Source organism: Flavobacterium piscis (assembly GCF_031457575.1).
Classification (GTDB): domain Bacteria; phylum Bacteroidota; class Bacteroidia; order Flavobacteriales; family Flavobacteriaceae; genus Flavobacterium; species Flavobacterium piscis_A.
The window spans coordinates 37622-59236 of the sequence record NZ_JAVDWQ010000004.1 but is presented as its reverse complement, the minus strand read 5'-3'; the positions used below and the strand labels follow the sequence as shown (position 1 = coordinate 59236).

Here is a 21615-nt window from a genome sequence, read left to right as displayed (position 1 = left end):
TGTACCCCCTACACCACACGTCTCTGGCTATTTGCAATTTTAGTAGAATTATTGTTCGTAAATAGGTGTTAGGATTTGAGCAATACTTTATTGCACTAAGCGGTCTACAACAGTAGGGATGCTAAGTGACCTTGTTTTACCTCCCCTTTAGGTATCTCAACTCTTCGAACGGCTTGCTATATTTATCATAATGTTTCCGTACAGTTTGGGACTTTAGTTTGAATTTGCAACTTTATCCAACATTTCTGTCCTTATGTATAGTTTCCTGTTTGTCAGGTCAAGAGTTTGCCTACTGCTTCCTCCAGATTCCACCTCGCGATGGACACCCTTGCACTCAGCTAACACTTCCCACTGTAAAGGCATGTTCGGGACTTGCACCCTAGAGTTATCGCCCATGCTGGGCGCACGAAGAAAACCCGACAAACTTAAAAAATTTGTCGGGTTTGAAATACATTCGTTTTATCAATTCTTACCAGTTTATTTCTAATTTCTGTCCTTTTTTTAACGTGATATTTTGTTTTTTATCTCCGCTGATTAACGTTGTTTTGCCTCCAATTTTAGAGAACACCGTTACTTTTTTTATCGCTTTGTTATTCCATTCCATAGCAATTTCGAAACCGCCTCTGGCACAAAGGCCTTTTACAGAACCGCTTTCCCAAGCATCAGGCAAAGCCGGCAATAACCTGATTTCGTTTTCATCAGACTGAACCAGCATTTCGGCAACAGCTGCCGCTCCTCCAAAATTTCCATCAATTTGAAATGGAGGATGGGCGTCGAATAAATTAGGATATGTTCCTCCGCCTCTTCTTGGTTTCTCCGTTTTCTTTCCGTCAGGATCTACATAGCGAAGTAATTCTCTGTACATTTTATAGGCACGATTTCCATCCCAAAGTCTTGCCCACAGATTGATACGCCATCCTTTTGACCAGCCGGTTGTTTCATCGCCTTTTATTTCGAGTGTTTTTCTGGATGCTTCTGCTAAATCCGGCGTTTTCTCAGGCGTAATATGATCGCCCGGAAACAATCCGAATAATTGTGACTGATGACGGTGCCTTGGATCTTTATCATCCCAATCGAAATACCATTCCTGCAAATTTCCTTTTTTTCCAATTTGATACGGATGAAATTTTGAAAGTGCCGTTTCTAATTTTACTCTGAAATCGGCATCAATATTTAGCACTTTTGATGCTTTAATCGTTTTATCGAAACATTCGCGAATCATGGCCAAATCAGCTGTTGCTCCGTAAAACGTTGCACCAACAAAACCATCAGGAGTTAAATATTGGTTTTCAGGAGAGGTAGAGGGCGATGTAATTAAATTCCCGTTTTTATCCGTTACGATCCAGGCCAGACAAAATTCGGCTGCCCCTTTCATCAGCGGGTAACCTTCATTTTTCAGGTAATTTTTGTCCTGAGTAAAAACATAATGTTCCCAAATATGTGTACTTAACCAGGCGCCTGCCATATTCCAGCAAGCCCACATCGGGTCTTCTTTTCCAAATTGCCCAACAGGGTTGCTCATGGCCCATATGTCTGAATTATGAGAAGCAGACCAGCCTTCATTAATTCCATAAAATGTCTTTGCGCTAATTTTTCCCGTTACCGAAAGATTTTTAATAAAGCTCAAAAGCGGCAAATGCATTTCGGAAAGATTGGTATTTTCTGCCAGCCAGTAATTTTCTTCCAGATTGATATTCATGGTATAATTACTCCTCCATGGCGGATTCAGATGCGGATTCCAAAGACCTTGTAAATTCGCCGGAACGCCTAAGGTTCTTGAACTGCTGATCAGCAGATAACGTCCGTAATTAAAATATAGGATTTCTAAGTTTTTATCTTCTTCTCCTTCTGAATATCGTAATAAACGTTCATCTGTTGCTAAATCCGGAGCGGTTGTTTTTCCTAAATCCAAACTGACACGATTATAGAACTTTTGATAATCTTTTGTATGGGATTCTTTTAATTTATCGAATGATTTTGAAAAGGCTTTATTCAGATTTTCTGAAACAATTTTTTCATCATTTAAACCTTGGGTCGCCGGATTTTTATCGAAACCATTAAAACTTGTCGCAATCGAAACATAAATTACGGCTTCGGTTCCGTTTTTTAATCCTATGGTTTTATCTGTACTTATAATTGTTCCATCCGTATTTTTGATTTTCATCAGGGTTGAAAATCGTGTTCCTCTTTCTTTTTCAAGAAGAAATTCCGGTACAACTGCATAATCAGGATTTTCATTAATCGGGGCAGTTCCGTTCATGAACAAAACATTGTTTTTTACTACAACATTTGATTTTAATAAACTGCTGGAATTAATCTCAAAACTTAAAGCGCCTTTTTGACTGCTGGTCAGTTTGATCACTATAATCTGGTCTGGTGCCGAAACAAAATATTCGCGGGTATATTTTACGCCGTCAATTTCGTAACTAACTTTTGAAATCGCTTTTGAAATATCAAGTTCTCTGTAATAATTGGAAACTTCTCCTTTATTGGAATTCGTAATTTCCATTGTTCCAAGAGGCAAAAACTTCTCGGAATTCTTTCCCTGAACTTTTTTATTCAGTTCTTCTGCCAATTTGTAGTTTTCGTTTTTGAGCGCATCGCGAATGGCCGGAATGTTTTTGTACGCTTCCGGATTCATATTTACATTTACTGGCTCTCCCGACCAAAGTGTGATATCGTTCAGATGAATTTTATCTGAATTTACGCCTCCAAAAACGGTTGCGCCTAATTTTCCGTTTCCTAAAACCAGGCTTTCTTCAAAGAATTCGGCTGGCTGATTATACCACAGAACATGTGTGGATTGTGCTGTTGCATTTGTATAAAAAGATGCAAATACGAACACCAGAAGTAGTTTTTTTAGAAAAGTTGAGTTCATCTTAGCGTTTTAAATATTAAAAAATTCTTGTTTACCGTTCACCCGCGTGAGGGATTAGGAGCTAACTACCGAAGTAGTGCGGATAGCCCGACCATATTTATAAAAAGGCGCACAATAAGCGGTTTGTTAATAGCGCCTTTTTGTAAATATGGTCACGCCCTGATAATAGCAGCACATAAATTTCGGTCCTAAATATAATTATTTCAGGAATTAGTTAGCTGCTTTGTAAATGAAATTTTTGAACGTAACCTGACCTTCGCCAACGGCAGAAAGACCTAAACGGAGACTCATAAACCCACTTAATACATTATGATTGAATGATGATACTTCTGCAGAATTTTCAATTTTCAACCATTCTTTCCCGTCTATGCTATAAAACATATTAACGAGTTGTTCCTTTTTTTCCAAACGAAGAAATAAATGCTTTTTATTTACTCCTTTTTGAGTTGGAAACTGCCACGTTCTTAGTATGGCAGAAATATTTTCTTTATCAGCCGCAATACCTGTATAAATTTTGGTGTCATAAAATAGAATAAGCCCTGCAGACGCATTACCCTCAATTTCTATTTCAACTTCAGCCGAATAAGAATGATCAGAAGGAGTACATAATAATGGGGAACTTTCACCAATATTACTTCCTTTTCCTTTTATTTTTAATCCATTTTTAGAAAATTGAATCCTGTCTGCCTCATATTGGTCATAAAACTGCCATTGAGGCTGAAGTTTCGTAGCTGTAAAAGTATCAGAAAGGGTGAAATTACTTTTCACAGATTGGCCTGCGGGTTTCTTTAGTACATCTTCTGTTTTAGTACCTGCTTTCATTTTAAACCAGCCATCAGCAGCCCATTCTACAGGTTGCAAAAGGGTCTGACGCCCCATATTGTAATAACCGTTTTCATAACCATGAAAAACCATCCACCAATTACCTTTAACATCATCAATCACCGTCGCGTGACCTTTTGACCACCATTTTTCGGAACTGTCATTTGTTCTGATAATTGGATTATATGGAGAATTTTCCCATGGTCCCAAAGGCGACTTTGATCTTGCAGATATTACCATGTGGCTTGTTGCCGGTCCCGCGGTACCTCCTTCGGCTACTGTTAGATAATAATAATCTTTATACTTTAAAACTTTTGGCCCTTCCATACAAAAACATTCAATCGACCATTCTCTTGGTATTTTCCAACCATCATAACTATGCTTTATATCACCAACCGCAGCTAAACCATCTTTAGACAATGGTACATAACCTCCATTACTGAAATAAAGGAATCGATTGCCTTTATCATCAACAAAATGTCCGGGGTCTATATTACCAACCTTTAAATCTATAGGATCACTCCATGGGCCATTTACAGCATCTGCCCAAACGACATAATTAGTTTCGTTTGCCGGAAAATAGATGTAAAATTTATTGTTGTATTTGACCAAATCAGGAGCCCAAACTGATCCTACACTTTTTTTAAGTGCATGTGTAACGGGTTTCCAGTTTACTAAATCTTTTGAAGTCCAGATTAATAAACCGGGATAATAATTGAATGAAGAATGTACAATATAGTAATCTTCTCCATCTCTGATTATCGATGGATCCGGATAATCACCTGCAAATATTGGATTTTGATAAGATTCACTATTTGCTTTAGTATTTTGTTGCTGTGCATTAATTGCAAGCGACATGGAAAATATGAATAACAAAATTATTTTTTTCATAAGTAAAATTATTTGCTGACTTTATATTTTTCGCCTGCTGTAATCATCTCCCAATTGTCCGTTCTGAAAGGCGATGCGGGAAATTTTTCTTTATTGAAAAGATTAATTTCTGTATCATCGTCTGCCCAGCCATAGTGAACGGCTACTGGATTTTGAACCTGATCGCTTGAAACGATTACTTTATTGCCTTTAATTATCGCTTTCGCAGAATGAAAAACTTTGTCGGCACCGGCAATTTCAAAACCTTTTACGTTTTCTGAATTATCTGAAACCGTTAAACCGGAACCAATATTATCGAAAGTCAGAATGATTTGGTTTCCTTTTATTTCCTGAGATTTATAGGTTGGTCCGCTAAAGATTCTTTTTTTATCATACACATTGTTCAATGCAATTGCTGCCAGACGCAGTCCAACATCTTGTTTGTTGGTTGGATGAATATCTTTTGCGTTTCCGATATCAGTTGTTACCGCCATTCCGGTATTTTTCAATTTTAAAGTTTCGGATTGTGCTTCGCGAAGTTCAGCCCATCGGCTTCCGACTTTACTGTTTCCTTTGAACTCATCGAAAGTTGAGAGTTGAACGAAATAAAAAGGAAAATCGCCCTGCTTAAATTTTGTTCGCCAATCTGTAATCATGAGCGGAAACGCTTTTTTGTATTGATTGGCTCTCCAAACATTGGCTTCGCCCTGATACCATAAAACGCCCTGAATGGCATAGGGAACCAGCGGATTTACCATTGCATTATACAATAATGAAGGATAACTATTTGGTGAAACTGCGATTTTTACCTGAATAACATTGAATTTCCAAAGTCCCTCAAGCGGTATATTATTGTCTTTGAACTGAATTTTTAAGTCTGCAGCTTCTCCGTAAATTCCACCACCGCCGCTATAATCTGTAATTCTGACTGCGATTACGTTTGTTCCTTCTTTTAAAACATTTGCCGGAATTTTATAAATTCTTTGCGCTTCCCATATCGTATTAGTTCCTACCTGAATTCCGTTTACAAAAGTTTGGTCTTCATCATCTATTTTAGATAAATGCAAAACAGCTTCTTTTTTGGCTTGTTCGGCTGTTAATACAATTGTTTTTCGCATCCAGACAATACCATCAATGTTTCCTATTTGCTGGTTTTCCCAAAGTGAAGGTATTTTGATTTCCGGCCAGTTTTTATCATCAAAACTGAGTTCTTTAAATTGGTTTTCGTTCTCCATGGAAACATCAAAACCCTGAACTTTTTTGAGATTTCCTAAAACTGATTTTTTATAACTTTCGAAAATCCCCTCCATGTCTACTGTAGGAACGTCAGCAATCATAGCTTTAAATTCATCACTATTTTGAAATGCTTCATGGCTTGTCCAGGTTTCTACATTGGTCCCGCCCCAGGATGTGTTGATGATTCCAATTGGTATTTTTAATTCGGTGTATAATTTTTTAGCAAAATAATAGCCAACAGCCGTAAAATTACCAACGGTTTCTTTACCTGAAACTTCCCATTTCCCTTTTTTCAAATCGTCTTTTGGAGTTCCGCTTAAATCCTGCGCAATGCCAAAATGACGAATCATCGGATAATTTGAATCAGCAATTTCATCTTTAGCATTCATTGTTTTTGATACCTGAAATTCCATATTAGATTGACCGCTGCAAATCCAGACTTCACCAACCAAAACATTTTTAATGGTGATTTTGTTTTTTCCTGTAACGATTAATTCAAAAGGTCCGCCCGCTTTTTCCGCATCTAATTTTACCATCCATTTTCCGTTTTTATCGGCTTGAATGGTTTTGGTTTGTTTATTAAAATGAATGGTGATTTTTTCATTGGCATCAGCCCAACCCCAAACTGGAATCGATTTGTTGCGTTGTAAAACCATGCCATCAGAAAACAACAAAGGCATTTTGACATTAGCATGCAATAACACGCTCATTATCAATAAAAAAAAGATTATATATTTTTTCATTTTATTCTAATTAATTAGTTAAAACCATATAAGTGATATAAGTAGAATTTAGTTCGCAACTAAGCTAAAACTTAAAATTTCTTATATCACTTATAGGATTTAAAGCCATTTTTTTACTGCAATCCTTCAAGCAATGCATTTAATACCTGAGTATCAAAAACAGTATTATCGCTTCTTTTGAAGATTCCGAAACCATTATTTCCGGTACTTCCTTCATCCCAATAAAAAGGTAATAAACCATTAGCTTTGGCTTGTTTTACCACTGTTTTTAAATAATAGGCTCTTGAAGCGAGATGTAAAGTTAAGGCTTCTCCAGTTAAAGTTGTTCTTCTAATGGCGCCAAATTCTCCTAAAAGAACCGGAATTCCTTTATCGACAAATTGCATTTTCATTGATTTGAAGTTTTTTTCTAAATCAGCTTCTTCTCCCCAACTTGCATTTCTTTTGGTATCTGTTGCCGAATGGTAATTTGCTCCCCAGTAATAGAACATTTTACCCCAGGTTTCATCTTTGGTTAAACCTCCAAAATTCCACGGCGCATAGTAATGCACTTCAACCATCAGACGGCTTGCAGTTTTATCTGTTGGTAAAGTGGTCATTAATTTATTCGTTTTTTCGATATCTGTTGTTGGTCCCTGAACTACTAAAACACGATAAGCATTTTTTCCTCCGGTAGAACGAACAGCATCAATAAAAGTTTGGTAATAGGAAGTTAACACTACCATTTGTGCTGCATCTTCAACTGCTGGTTCATTTGCTCCTGCAAAAAGTAAATGTTCGTCAAAACCACGTAAATGAGTTGCGATTTGTTCCCAAAAAGCTTTTTGTTTGGCGTTGTTTTCTACTTTTTTGGCTTCGGTAATGTTGTTTTCAAGCCAGCCATCGTCCCAATGAACGTTTACAACCACATACATATCGTTGTCAACACAATACTGCACGACTTCTTTGACTCTGTTTAGCCAGTCTGTTTTAATTTTAGCTGTAGCCGAATTTTCTAAGTATTGATTCCATGAACATGGAATTCGAATGGCATTAAAACCGTTTGCTTTTACGGCGTCAATCAATGTTTTTGTAATTTTTGGATTTCCCCAGGCCGTTTCTCCGTCTGTTGCTTCAAGTGTATTGCCTATATTCCAGCCTAATCTTATTTTTGCTGCTAATTGTGTGGCAGTACTCCCCATTCCTGATACATCTGCAGGAATTGGATTTGTATTGTAGCTTGGATATAAATCTTCCACTGCAATCTTTTCTTCTTTTTTTTCTTCCTTATCAGAACTAGCCCAAAGACTTAAAGAAAAGCAGAAAAGGATACTTAACAAGTAACTTTTTATTTGATTTTTCATTCTTCTATTTTTACAATTAATTATAGTCCTCATTACTTAAAAACACTAAATGCATTTTGATATAATTTCATCGAGTTTTCTGTTATAATTTAAATTATAGGACCCACAATTAATTCAAAACCTATTTTTACTTGATTGTTACAACAATTTCTTTCTTAATATCCCTTGACGAGTTTCCTAATTTCAAAGTATATTTTCCTGGTTCCACTATCCATTTTTTAGCTGCGACATCGTAGTATGCTAATTCTTTTACAGGAACTTTAATTGTCACGGTATTTGAATCTCCTGATTTTACCAATACTTTTTTGAACCCTTTTAATTCTTTTTCAGCACGGGTAACTTTTGAATCTGATTTTGAAACGTACAGCTGAACCACTTCTTTACCATCTGTTTTTCCGGTGTTTTTCACGTCAACAGAAACTGAGATTGTTTCATCTGCAGCATACTCTGTTTTATCAGCTTTAGCATTATCAATAGTAAAAGTGGTATAGGATAATCCATATCCGAAAGCGTATAAAGGAGTTATTTTCTTAGTATCAAACCAACGGTATCCAACCAAAATTCCTTCTTCATATTTTACAGCTTTATCTCCAGGAAAACTATTAGTAGCATGCGCTGGAGAATCCATTAACTTCTTAGGCATTGTCCAAGGTAATTTTCCTGATGGATTTACTTTTCCTAACAGTACGTCTGCCAATGCATTTCCTCCTTCAGAACCATTAAACCATGTCCATACCAAAGCCGATGTTTTTTTGCTAACTGCATCAATATCAAAAGGAGCTCCCGCTACCATAACCACAATAGTTCTTGGATTAACGGCCAGTACTTTTTGAATTAATTCTTCTTGCCCGAATGGTAAATGCAAATCCCTTCTGTCAGAAGCTTCAGTTTCATAATCACGGTTAGAACCTGCAAAAATAATGGCTACATCAGAGTTTTTAGCCACATCAATCGCTTCTTGCAATTTAGCCGGATCTAATTGATCAATTGTTACCGGACCATTAGATGTAATATTTCCTAAATTACCTTTATTTTTTTCATCATAACGCTCTAAATATCCTTCAGCATAATTGATCTGGATTGACTTTGGCAATCTGTTTTTTAAACCGTCTAAAGGCGTAACTTCTCTTTTTGTTTTTACTCCGGCACCAAATCCGCCTAAAGCATTTTTCTTAGTGGCATTGTTTCCAATTACAGCAACAGATTTAACTCCATCCAATTTCAATGGTAACGCATTGTTTTCGTTTTTCAATAAAACTACTGCTTCTGCTGCAATTTTATAGGCATCCTGATAATGTGCCTCAGTTGCAAGACTTCCTTTTACACGGTCTTTGCCTCCCATCGCTTTTACCTGGAATAAAGTGCGTAAAATTCTTTTTACATGAATATCAATTTCTGCTTCTGAGATTTCTTTATTTTTAGCGGCAGCAATTAATTTATCGGCAAGGAAAAATTCATTGAAAGGTTTCGGAGTCCCCATTTCGATATCCAATCCGCTTTTTAAAGATTTTACTGTTGAATGCACTGCAGCCCAGTCTGAAACTACAACCCCTTTGAATCCCCATTCATCACGAAGGATTTTATTCAGCATATAATCATTCTCACATAAATATTCTCCTCTGAATTTGTTGTACGCGCCCATTACACTATATACATGAGCCTCTTTTATAGATGCTTCAAATGCAGGTAAATAAATTTCACGAAGGGTACGCTCGTCAATCTGAACATCTACAAAATCACGATTGGTTTCCTGATTATTGGCCGCAAAGTGTTTTACACAGGCCATAACATCATTGTCCTGTAAACCCACAACCATAGGAACCGCCATTTTTTTATTCAAAAACGGGTCTTCGGTCATGTATTCATATGTTCTTCCCCCGAGCGGTGTTCTCACAATATTGATGGCTGGAGAAAGCAACATGTCTTTATCCCTGGCACGCAATTCCTGCCCCACACTATTTCCAAACATATAAGCCATTTCCTGATTAAAAGTAGCAGCCAAAGCTCCGGCAGCCGGATAATACGTAGCAAAATCATTCGTTAAACCTGCCGGAGCCCAGTTGTCACGGGAAATTTCCTCACGAACTCCTAAAGGGCCATCGGCCATTTTTAATTCCGGGATTCCTAAACGTTTTACGCCACCAGAAGTAAACATACTGTTGCCATGCAACATGCCTATTTTTTCTTCAAGTGTCATTTGAGCAACCAGTTTATCAATTTCAGCATCAAATTCTGAACCTATTTCTTTGCCTACATATTCGTCTTTTTGAGCCGAATCAGAATCAGAAGTTTGTTCGTTATTTTTACAAGAAGCAAACGCCACAAAAGCAAATGCAACTGACAAGTGTAAAATTTTGTTTTTCATAGATAGTTCGTTTTTAGATTTAAAATTTTCATCCTCACTAAAATCTTAGATCGTAGTTTAAATTTATTTTTGGTTTTTGTTTTATGTTTATATTCGATTATTGTTTTATCAGATTCAACAGGACAACATCATTCTCATTTATCTTGAAATCTTTACTGTAAATTCCTGTTGCATTAATAGTTACTTTTTCTGTTGCCATTACAGCTCCATTATTTTTTTCCTTAAGCGTACTGACTTCTTGCTTTGTTAGCTGATTTGGTTTTCCCATTGCCAGATAATCGGTAAAAGCATCATTGCTTTTGTATCCTGTTTTATATATTTCTAAAATATATTTTCCTTTTTGAAGTCCTGATATTTCAATTTTTACGCTTCCTTTTGGTTTAGATGGTAAATCCTTTATGTAATAGGATTGATTGTTAACAGAATCCCCGGGATGTGTATTAGTAAAATCCCAAAACAACAACTGAATATCTCCTTTTGAATTTTTTGTTGCCCACGACGAAGTGTCTTTGTTCTGAAGTTCTGTTTCTCCTAATTTGTTCAGGAAAGAATAAGAGAAATATGCCGGTTTTTTAATCCCCTGCGTATTTAATAATCCGAATCCTCCATGGAAAGGCGTAAACCTAGGTCCCGGTTCTTCAAAAATATCGGTAAAAACCCAATACGACATGGAGTTCGCTGCATCGCCCACTTGTTTTAATTTTTGGAGAATGTACGCAGCCGAATGATAACTGTCATGAATAGGATCTGCCGGAGTGTAGGAGCTACTCCATTCGGTGTAATGTAATTCTAAATTTGGCTTAGCCGAATTTGAAATTTGTTTACGTGATTTTATTACATCGCCACTTATACTTGATTCTTCTTTGTTTAAAACTGTTCCTGTGGTTCCAAATTCATCCAGAAATCCTTGTTTAACTCCATAAGTATGTGTCGAAATAAAATCTAGGGGTACATTATTTTTTGTTGCAAATTCAATAGTTTCCGGAACCCATCCCGCACCGGCTGTTGCAGGCCCACCTACTTTATAGGCAGGATTTACACTTTTAATTCCGCGTGCTGCGTATTCATATAATTTAAAATATTCCTCTTGCGTCCCTGTCCAGAAACCCGGTGTTAAATTAGGTTCGTTCCAAACCTCGAAATACCATGTTTTTACTTCTTCGTCTCCATAACGTTCCTTGAAATGCTGTGTTAAGTTTCGAATTAAATCTTCCCATTTTTTATAATCTTTTGGAGGGGTTACATTTCCTTTCCACCAGAAAATAGTTTCTGGCCCACTCGCCAATGCAGATGGCATAAAACCCAGTTCTACAAAAGGCTTCATTTTGATGCTCAGAATATAGTCATACAAGACATCAATATACTGGTAATTGTATTCCGGATTTCCTTTTGCATCTTCTCTGTAAACGGCCATATCATCAGACAGTAAACCGTGCATTCTGATGTATTTAAAATCACATTCTTGTTTTGTCATTGCCAATTGCTGTTGCCAATCAGCGCGTAATCCTTCGTTTGCTCTTCCGGCACCAATGCATTCTTTGAACATGGTGTTTAATTTTCCGGCGGTTTTGTTGTAATCGGCTTTTATAATTCTATCAGTTGATGCACTTTCAGAAATAGCACTTTGTCCAAACAATGCACCATTGGTTAGATTTAATAAAACGACTAATAGTATTATATTTCTTTTCATTATAATGTTATTTTACGGCTATTTTTTTAGTTAAAAGAATGGTGTCTGAAGCACTGCCAACCTGAATTTCGATTGTATTATTTTCTAACTCAAATTGCTGTTTTGATGTATTCCAAAATTGTAAATCTTTGGCTTTTACAATCAAAGTGACATACTTGGTTTCTCCTGCTTTAAAAAATACTCTTTGAAAAGATTTTAATTCTTTTTCAGGACGTTCTATCTTAGATTGCAATTGTTTTACATATAATTGTACCACTTCATCTCCGTCTTTATCTCCTGTATTGGTAATTGAAACCACTACTTTTATTTCTCCATTTTTAGAGATTGCTTCTGAATTTGTTTCAATCGAATTGTATTTAAAAGTGCTATAACTTAATCCGTGACCAAAAGCATATAAAGGTTTTCCTTTGAAATATTGATATGTTCTTCCATTTCGGATATTGTAATCTAAAAAGTCCGGCAAATCGGTAATATCTTTTACCCAGGTTTGTGTTAAACGCCCCGCCGGATTATAATCTCCAAACAAAACATCAGCCAAAGCAGTTCCCGTTTCCTGACTGTTTTGCGTCATGTGTACGATTGCCGGGACATGTTCTTGTGTCCAATTTATCGCATACGGAAAACTGCTAATCAAAGCTACTATGGTTTTTGGATTTGCCTGATAAACCACTTTTATCAGATCTTCTTGTTCTAATGTCAATGATTGACGATCAACGGCTTCTTTGCCTTCGCTTGGAACAGGGCAATTCGCCCAACCAGCATTACATACCGGATGATTACCAACAATTACAATCACAGCATCCGCTTTTTTAGCAATTTCAGCCGCTTTACCGTCAGTGTTGTTTTTAGCGTACAGAATCTCTACTTTATTACCCAGTTTGTTTTTTATTCCCTGCAAAGGAGTAATAACATAAGGTGGTGTTCCACTATACCAATCCAAAAGAACCTCATCTGCCCGTGAACCGATTACAGCAATTGTTTTTAGTTTATCTTTTTGTAAAGGCAATAGTTTTTTCGAATCATTTTTAAGTAAAACAATAGATTTTTGAGTGGCCTCTAAAGCTATTTTTTTATGCTCTTCGGTTTTCCAGGGATCAAGGGTATCTTTTTCTGTTCCAATTTTAGCATACGGATTTTCATCTGAGACATCTAACATTCCAAGCTGAATCATCACTCTGTAATTCCCCCGAATCACAGCGTCAATATCCTTTTCTTTTAAATAACCAAGAGCTATTGCCCCGTAAACTGCCTCAGTATATTCGTCCAAAAACTGATTTATTCCGGCTTTTACCGTAGCTGCGGCTCCAAGATATTTATCCGCATAATATTTATGATCAGAAAGCAATAATTTGAATGCGCCTCCATCCGTACAGATAATTCCGTTTTGTCCCCACTCTTTTTGGGTAATGTTTTTCAGCATCGGATGTACCATTGCCGGAATTCCGTTTACTTTATTATAAGCGGCCATATAAGCACGGGATCCTCCTTCGACAACGCCCATTTGAAAAGGCAGGGCATAATATTCTCTCCACAATCTTTCATCAAAATCAGATGATGTGTAGGTCCTTCCGTCTTCATTGCTATTCGCTAAAAAGTGTTTCATCAGCGAAGCTATTTGCCAATAATTTGGATGATTCCCTTGCAACCCTTTTACAAAAGCAACCGTCATTGTTCCGTTAAAAAAAGCATCTTCGCCATAACTTTCTTCCGTACGTCCCCAACGTGGATCCCTTGCAATATCAGCATTTGGGGCACGAACTACTAAGCCTCCCCTATTATATTTCTGAAAAGCATAACGTGTTTCATAACCTTCAACCTGAGCTACTTTCTGAATCAAATCTGTGTCCCAGGTTTCTCCTAAACCATAAGACTGAGGAAAAGTTGTTGTAGGTAATGGTGGTTTGTTTTTTCCGCCCCATTCTCCTGGCCCGCCCAAAGCTAATCCATGTAATCCTTCAACATGACCTGTACCTTTAACCCCTAATCTTGTAACCGATGGATTGGTGCTTAACGCTGAAATTTTTTCATCAAGTGTCATCAACGATAACAAATTGTCAATACGCTTTTCAGTATCTAGTTTAGAATCCTGAAAAGGATATTGTTTTTGCTGCGACAACACCAAATTGACCGACAAAAGAAAAATGATATGTAACTTGAGGTTTTTCATTTAAAAAATTGTGGTTATTAAACCCAGGGTTGAAATTTTTATAAAGTTATTTTTTGAAATCTAATTGGTATGTAAGTAAACGCGAGTAAACCCGACAGGTTTTAAAAACCTGTCGGGTTTGAAATGTCTATAATTATAGTTTTCTAAAACGGATTGCTGTTCCGCCTGCTCCGCCTAAATGTAATTTTAATGAATCTGAAGCTTTAACGGTTTTCTTAGAAATCGCTACTGCTGTTGGATTGTGTGTTTCATCCGTACCTTCGGCGTCAGCATAAATCTGAGCTTCGTAAGTAGCATTTGCGTCTAAAAATGATAGTGAAACTTCTACATCACGAGCCTTTTCATTAGTCATTGATCCTAAATACCAGTCAGCACTATTTTGATCTTTACGAACTGTAGTCAAATATTCTCCAATTTCAGCATTCAGCACTTTGGTATCTTCCCAATCGGTAGGGACATCTTTTAGGAATTGAAAAGCAGGAACTCCTTTATAATTTTCAGGAAGATCGGCTAACATTTGAATTGGTGAATAAAACGTTACATACATAGCTAATTGCTGTGCTGTTGTTCCGTGAATTCTTTTTCCGGGATAACCTTGTTTGATTTCAACATCTAAAACTCCCGGCGTATATTCCATAGGACCGGACAACATTCTTGTAAATGGTAAAATAACGGCATGATTTGGTGGATTTCCTTCGCTCCAAGCATTGTATTCCTGACCGCGGGCTGCTTCTCTAGCCAACATATTCGGATAGGTTCTGCGTTCTCCCGTATCTTTTATTGGTTCATGATAGAAAACAGCCAAGTCATATTCGGCAGCTTTTTCCAGCACGTATCTGAAGTAATTGACACCAAACTGACCGTGATGCCATTCTTTCATATTTAGCTTAGAACCTACGTGACCAATTTTCACGGTATGAATGCCTAATTTTTTGTATAAAGCAAAACCTTCATCAATTTGTTTTAAATAATTAATTAAATTGGAACCTGTTTCGTGGTATCCAATAAGTTCTACGCCTTTTTTATTACCATATTCAACCACTTTTTCCAAATCGAAATTATCAGCACTTTTAGTAAAGCTGAACATGTGCATGTGATTTTCATACCAGGCTGGAGTCCAGCCTTTATTCCAGCCTTCAATCAATAAGTGATGAAAACCTTCTTTGGCAGTAAAATCAATATATTCTTCAGCATTTTTAGTCGTAGCTCCTTGTTTGTCGCTTTCCCAAAAAGTATATTTCCCAATGTGCATTCCCCACCAAATTCCGAAATATTTATACGGTTTTACATACGATGGATTTCCTAATTTATTCGGTTCATTCAAATTTAAAACTAAATACGAATCAATTAAATCACCTGCAGTTTCTCCAATCTGAATGGTTCTCCAGGAAGACGTAAATGTATCTTTTACGCGAACCTTCACTCCATCTGCCCATGGCACTAAATCGGGTTTAAGTTGCGTTCCTGTTGTATTAACCAAAGTCATACTTGCAAAATCAATCAGATTGGCTTCGTGAAAACTCAGTTTCAGTCCGCTTTTGCTTTCAATTGTCAAAGGGGTGTGAACGGTATCTAAAGTGCTTACCGGAGAATTCTCATATAAATACTCGTATCGATTTTCACGGTAAGCCGGAATCCACCAGGCTTTTCCATCTTCTTTCAAGTTAAAAGTCGTTTTTTCATCCATAATGAAAATACTGTCTTTTACATTTTGTTTTGGATATACATATCTAAAAGCTACTCCATCATCAAAAGCACGAAACTGAATCTCCAGTTTACGTTTGTTTTTCCCTTTTTGCTGCAACTCAACTACCAATTGATTGTAGTTGTTTCTGATGTTTTTCTTTTCACCCCAAACCTGTTCCCAAGTTTCATCGAAAGAGGTAGTTTTTACATTTTTGATTTCGAAATTGGTGCTTAAATCCTCATTCCCTTTTAGTAAAAAACCCATATCTGATGGCGTAATCACTTCGGTTTTTCCGTGTGAAACAGCATATTTAGGTGCATTTTTTACTAATTCGAATTTGACTTTATTCTTCCCGTTTGGAGAAGCCAATTCGTAAGCATTTTTATTTTTCTGACTATAGCCAAATGTTATTGAAAACAATACAGCTGGGAGAATTAGATAGTTTTTCATGTTTTTGGAATTATATTTTTTGCCACAGATTAAAAGAATTAAAAAGGATTTTTTATTTCTTCTCTCGCAGATTTGGCAGATTGAACAGATTTTATTTTTTTTAATTCTTTTTTTCAGTGTATTTATAACTGATTGTAAAAGGTTAAAAATCTGCATGATCTGCTAAATCTGCGAGAGGAATAATTCTTTTAATTTGTGCCTCATTTTTTTTATTTTGTCCATTCCGTTTTAAAAGTGGTTTTTGTACTTAAAGCATTTGGGGCAACTTCTATGTTATTCCCATTTTTAGTAACTGTAATTTCCTGAACAGCATCACCGTTTGGTAAAAACACTTTGGCTTTCGCCGAAGTAGTTTTTCCGCTTGCGAATACTTTTAGGGTCAATTTGCTCCAGTCCATATCTTTTGTAGATTGTGCCAATGCAATATGTGGAATCGCTGAACCATCCCTAACCAGAACTACAATTGGAATATCACCTGCTTTGATTTTATGCCATCCACCTTCGTATACTTTTTTAGTTTGATAATCAATCCATGTTCCTGCCGGAAGGTAAACATCTCTCTCCGTTACTTCTTCAAACAAAGGAGCAACCAACATACTTGATCCAAATAAATATTCATTATCAACCAACCAGGATCCTGCATCTTTTGGATGTTCTACAAACAAAGCACGCAACATTGGTAATCCTTTTTCAGAACTTTCCTTGGCCTGAGCATAAATATATGGCATTAATTCATAACGCATGTTGTCTGCTTTTCTAAACGAATCCAAAAATTCTTTGCTGTACAACCAAGGTTCTGTTGGCGGTTCTCCATGACTTCTCACGTGAGAGGTTAACATTCCAAATGGTGTCCATCTACGATATAAATCTTCTGGCGATTTGGTTACAAATCCACCTACATCATGACTCCAGAAACTGAATCCGCTTAATCCTAATGATAATCCACCACGTAATTCTGCAGACATTGCCCCATTTGTAGTTTCGGCATCACCACCCCAATGCAAAGGGTAACGCTGCGATCCTGCCCAGGTACTTCTGGCCCAGATTAGAGTATATCCTTTTTCTTTTTGAGTTATTTCCGCTACTGCTTTATTGTATCTTAACGGATATAAATTGTGTTCATAAAAACCGGTACGTCCTGAATGGTAAATTCCGTCTGCTGGAGCTGCTTCTCCAAAATCAACTTTAAAAACAGCAACACCCTGATCTAATAAATGTTTCAACTTACCCTGGTACCATGTTACGGTTTCCGGATTTGAGAAATCCAGAACTGCATCTTCGTACGGAAGATTTCCTTTTCTGTCTCTTACCGCTAAGTTTTTATCCATGATTTCATTGAACAATGTATTTTTAGGTGAAAAATAAGGCAATTGCCATAAACAAACCTGAAAACCATCGTCTTTCATATCAGCCATCATTTTAACAGGATCGCCAAAACGAGCTTTTGCAAATTCGTAATTGTTTCTCCAATCAACATCAAACCAACCCGTATCAAAATGAATTACATCAGTCGGGATTTTATACTTACGTAAATTCTTAGCTACTTCACGGCCTTCTTTTTCAGAGAAATACGTAATTCGGCTCATCCAGAAACCAAAAGACCAAAGTGGCGGCATTGCAGCTTTTCCGGTTAAATCTGTATATTGATCCAGAACGTCTTTTGGTTCTCCTATAAAGAAAAACAAATCAGCTTCATCATCTCCAATATACATTTCGTTGGCACTTGCGTAATATTTCCCAAAATCAACTGTAATGGGTGTAGAATGGTGCATAAAAACGCCATAACCACGGCTGCTCATGTAAAACGGAATAGGCTTGTACATGGTTTCATTCTGAATACCATTAGCATCATCTGTCCATAAAACAACTTTTTGCCCGCGCTTATTGAATTGTGTAAATGATTCTCCACAACCAAATATTTTTTCGTCCGGTTCTAAACTGAAAGCTGCACCCATACTTCTGGAATAATCACTGTTTCTACGAACATACGAAAACGGAAGTGTTGGTGTATAGGTGTTTTTGAAATCGGAATCGTGAAGTGTACTGGTTAGCAATTTTCCTTTTTCATCATAAATTTTGACGTGCCACGGTTTAGATAAAATCTCTACAACTCCGTGTTTACTGGTATATTTATGACCGCCTTCAATTTTAGAATATTTCCATAATTCAGGATGATTTGGTGCCACTCCATCAACCAACATTAAGGATTCCTTTTGCGGACGAAATTGTGGTCCGGAAGTCGTTTTGATTCGGATTGTCCTGTCTGAAATAAACTGAATTTCAAAAGGCAATAATGGTGAAACTTCATATTCTGTAGTAGGAAATTCATTTGCTGCAATGGTGTCTGGCTTCATCATCATATTGTTGAAAGCCTGACGTGTTTTATAATTGTACCTCAGATATTTTATTGTTCCTTTTCCTGTAGCAGGGTCAAATTTTGTTAATTCGTCTGCGAAATAAAACGTGTTTAGGTAATTTTGAAAGTCCTTGCTTATGTCTATAGGAGCATTCAAAACATCAGCATTTTGAATTTGTGCGGACGCTTTTGGCATCACAAGAAATCCAAACATGAAGATTGAAAACAAAGTGGTTAGTTGTGTGTTTTTCATTGGTTTAATTTATTCAAAATGTTATTTAAATCCTGCAAGCTTTTGAAAACTTGCAGGAACGGTAACTTATTATTCTGTAGTAATCACAATTGTGGCCTGTTTTAATCCGTTTGCCTTTGCAGTTAATTCCAGTCTTCCGGTTTTATTCCCCGATTGAACAACTACCAGACATTTTCCGTTAAGGGCTGTATGTTTTGATCCTTTATATGACTCGTGACTTACCGGATCTCCGCTGCAAACGCCTACAATTTTGCCATTTCCTTTTAATGAAAAATTGATTTCATTATTGGCATTTGGAGCTAAAACTCCATTTGAATCTAAAATATCAACCGTTACAAATGACAAGTCATTTCCATCAGCTTCAATAGTGCTTCTGTCCGCTGTCAATTTTAAATTTGATGGACTTCCAGCTGTTTTAATTTCAGTTTCCAGAACTGTTTTTCCGTTTTTACGGGAAACGGCTTTTAGTGTTCCGGCCTGAAAAGGAATTCTCCACATTACGTGTAAATCATCTCCTTTTTTACTGCGAATTCCTACTGATTTTCCGTTTAGGAAAAGTTCAACCTCATCTGCTTTATTATAGTATGCCCAAACATCTACGGTTTGACCCGCTTTCCAGTTCCAATGCGGAAAAACATGTAAAACTGTTTTATCTGTCCATTCACTTTGATACATATAATACACATCTTTCGGGAAACCGGCTAAATCTACAATTCCGAAATACGAACTAATCGACGGCCACTCATAAGGAGTTGGTTCTCCGATGTAATCAAAACCTGTCCAGATGTACATTCCGGAAAGGAAATCATGTTTTTTAATCACTTTCCATGTTGCTTCGTGTGTTGAACCCCATGGTGTCTGCACCTGATCGTAAGCTGAAACAGTATTGCCTGGATTTCCTTCTGTAAATTTAAGATCCCATCTTACCGGCCATTTTTTTATGGTATCTGAAACCGCATCGTAATATCCTCTTGTCTGCAAACCAGAAGTCGTTTCAGTTGCAATAAATGGTGTGTTTGGGAAGTTTTTTTGATGATGTTCGTAAGTCTGATGCGCATAATTATATCCGATAAGATCTAAAACACCCGATTTTGCAATCGCATTAAAATGAACATTCTTTTTTTCGAATTGTAAAGTTACTTCGTCAATATTCATATTCACCGGTGGATTCATCGCTGCGGTAAGCGGACGTGTTTTATCGTACTGACGTGTGATCGCTGCTAATTCTTTAGCAATTTCAACACCTGTTTCATTCCATTGTTCCGGGATTTCATTTCCAATACTCCACACAAAAATACTTGGATGATTTCGGTCACGTAATAATTGATCAATTAAATCTTTCTTGTGCCATTTGTCCCAATCGTTTCCGTAATCGTATTTGGTTTTGGTTTGTTTCCACATATCGAAAGCTTCATCCATGACAATGAAACCCATTTTATCGCAAAGATCGAGAAGTTCCGGAGCGGGCGGATTATGAGAAGTCCTGATTCCGTTTACGCCCATTTCTTTGAGGATTTCTAACTGACGTTCGATTGCACGTGTATTGATTGCTGCACCTAACGGACCTAAATCGTGATGCAAACAAACCCCTTTTATTTTTACTTGTTTCCCGTTTAAAATGAAACCTTTATCAAGATCAAATTTAAAATCCCTGATTCCGAAATTGGTTTTGTATTGATCTACAATTTGATCATCAACAGTAATTTCGGTAACGGCTGTATATAATTCCGGTTTTTCAACCGACCATAAAATTGGAGTGTCAACTTCTGTATTTTGCTTGATTGTTTGATTAGCATTTGCACCAATCGTTATATTTTGAGTAACTGATGTTACTTTAGTCTCTTCTTTAAAAATAGTAGTAGTTACAGTAGCTTTTTTTGAAGCTGAATTTTGATTCTGAATTGTAGTTTCAAATTGTACCGAAGCTTTTTCGGCAGTAACTTTTGGCGTTGTCACATAAGTTCCCCATTGTGCAACGTGTAATTTATCTGTGGTTTCTAACCAGACATTTCTAAAAATTCCTGATCCTGAATACCAACGTGAATTGGGTTGTTTTGAATTGTCAACCTTTACAATTATTTCGTTGTTTTTGTCTCCGTAATTTAAGTAGGGTGACATATTATATTGAAAACCAATATAGCCGTTTGGGCGTTTTCCTAAATAATGGCCATTTATCCAGACTTCGCTGTCTTTGTAAACGCCATCAAAAGTAATTGAAGTGATTTTTGTGCTGTCTTCTGCAGCGACTTTAAATGTTTTTTTGTACCAGCCTAAACCTCCGTTAAGTGCTCCGCCTCCATATCCGGCAGGACTTTTTTCGTCAAACTTTCCTTCGATGCTCCAATCATGAGGAACGTTTAAAGTTCTCCATTGGGTAGAAGTTCCAATGGTGTCTTTGTCTGCAATGCTATCGTTTAAATGAAAACTCCAATCTGAATTAAAGGCAACTTTTCTAGAAGAAAAAGTTTCAGTATTTTCTTTATTGCAACCAAAAATTGCAATAAATCCAAAAATAGTAAGTGTTTTTAAAAAGTTCAAATATTTCATTTTTTCTTTTTCTATTAAAGGGATCTCAAAAAACTCTCTTTAAATTAATTATTGATAAGACAGTGTTTTCAGAACTAAGTACTTGCCTCTTCGTAGCCTGATTAAATGTGATGCCCCAATCGGAATAATCTGCAACAGAATTCAAAGGATTTATGAATTCCACTGCAGATCTGTCCAATTGAAAGGACTGCCTTTCTCTTATCCCATA

Annotated in this window: 10 protein-coding genes; all 10 read right to left on the bottom strand. The window is 36.7% G+C overall.

Annotated elements, in window-relative coordinates; all coding sequences use genetic code 11:
• Positions 1–469: 469 nt before the first annotated feature.
• On the bottom strand, positions 470–2878 hold the full coding sequence (locus J2W48_RS07345) for a glycoside hydrolase family 95 protein (protein ID WP_310279907.1): 2409 nt from the start codon (positions 2876–2878) through the stop codon (positions 470–472).
• A 210-nt stretch (positions 2879–3088) separates the two neighbouring features.
• Positions 3089–4591 carry a family 43 glycosylhydrolase gene (locus tag J2W48_RS07340; RefSeq protein WP_310279904.1) on the bottom strand — a complete coding sequence of 501 codons (1503 nt, stop codon included), beginning with the start codon at positions 4589–4591 and terminating at the stop codon, positions 3089–3091.
• Positions 4592–4599: 8 nt separating this feature from the next.
• Positions 4600–6549, bottom strand: coding sequence for a sialate O-acetylesterase (locus J2W48_RS07335; protein ID WP_310279902.1), 1950 nt, complete (start codon positions 6547–6549; stop codon positions 4600–4602).
• A gap of 113 nt (positions 6550–6662) precedes the next feature.
• A complete protein-coding gene (locus J2W48_RS07330) occupies positions 6663–7892 on the bottom strand; it encodes a glycoside hydrolase family 5 protein (RefSeq protein WP_310279900.1) in 1230 nt (409 codons plus the stop codon).
• 127 nt (positions 7893–8019) lie between these two features.
• Complete coding sequence (locus tag J2W48_RS07325; protein ID WP_310279898.1) at positions 8020–10257, bottom strand: glycoside hydrolase family 3 C-terminal domain-containing protein; 2238 nt, start codon at positions 10255–10257, stop codon at positions 8020–8022.
• A gap of 97 nt (positions 10258–10354) precedes the next feature.
• Positions 10355–11947 carry a GH39 family glycosyl hydrolase gene (locus J2W48_RS07320; protein ID WP_310279896.1) on the bottom strand — a complete coding sequence of 531 codons (1593 nt, stop codon included), beginning with the start codon at positions 11945–11947 and terminating at the stop codon, positions 10355–10357.
• A gap of 7 nt (positions 11948–11954) precedes the next feature.
• Entirely contained in the window at positions 11955–14114 is a 2160-nt protein-coding gene (locus J2W48_RS07315) for a glycoside hydrolase family 3 C-terminal domain-containing protein (RefSeq protein WP_310279894.1), read from the bottom strand.
• Between the two features lie 133 nt (positions 14115–14247).
• Positions 14248–16251 (bottom strand): glycoside hydrolase family 97 protein, encoded by a 2004-nt coding sequence (locus tag J2W48_RS07310; protein ID WP_310279893.1) that lies wholly within the window; start codon positions 16249–16251, stop codon positions 14248–14250.
• Positions 16252–16460: 209 nt separating this feature from the next.
• Positions 16461–18860 carry a glycoside hydrolase family 31 protein gene (locus J2W48_RS07305; RefSeq protein ID WP_310279891.1) on the bottom strand — a complete coding sequence of 800 codons (2400 nt, stop codon included), beginning with the start codon at positions 18858–18860 and terminating at the stop codon, positions 16461–16463.
• 69 nt (positions 18861–18929) lie between these two features.
• A complete protein-coding gene (locus tag J2W48_RS07300) occupies positions 18930–21407 on the bottom strand; it encodes a glycoside hydrolase family 2 TIM barrel-domain containing protein (protein ID WP_310279890.1) in 2478 nt (825 codons plus the stop codon).
• Positions 21408–21615: the final 208 nt, after the last annotated feature.

Coding starts and splice junctions, on each gene's coding strand:
- J2W48_RS07345 (WP_310279907.1), bottom strand. CDS start 2,878: ATGAACTCAACTTTTCTAAAAAAACTACTTCTGGTGTTCGTATTTGCA.
- J2W48_RS07340 (WP_310279904.1), bottom strand. CDS start 4,591: ATGAAAAAAATAATTTTGTTATTCATATTTTCCATGTCGCTTGCAATT.
- J2W48_RS07335 (WP_310279902.1), bottom strand. CDS start 6,549: ATGAAAAAATATATAATCTTTTTTTTATTGATAATGAGCGTGTTATTG.
- J2W48_RS07330 (WP_310279900.1), bottom strand. CDS start 7,892: ATGAAAAATCAAATAAAAAGTTACTTGTTAAGTATCCTTTTCTGCTTT.
- J2W48_RS07325 (WP_310279898.1), bottom strand. CDS start 10,257: ATGAAAAACAAAATTTTACACTTGTCAGTTGCATTTGCTTTTGTGGCG.
- J2W48_RS07320 (WP_310279896.1), bottom strand. CDS start 11,947: ATGAAAAGAAATATAATACTATTAGTCGTTTTATTAAATCTAACCAAT.
- J2W48_RS07315 (WP_310279894.1), bottom strand. CDS start 14,114: ATGAAAAACCTCAAGTTACATATCATTTTTCTTTTGTCGGTCAATTTG.
- J2W48_RS07310 (WP_310279893.1), bottom strand. CDS start 16,251: ATGAAAAACTATCTAATTCTCCCAGCTGTATTGTTTTCAATAACATTT.
- J2W48_RS07305 (WP_310279891.1), bottom strand. CDS start 18,860: ATGAAAAACACACAACTAACCACTTTGTTTTCAATCTTCATGTTTGGA.
- J2W48_RS07300 (WP_310279890.1), bottom strand. CDS start 21,407: ATGAAATATTTGAACTTTTTAAAAACACTTACTATTTTTGGATTTATT.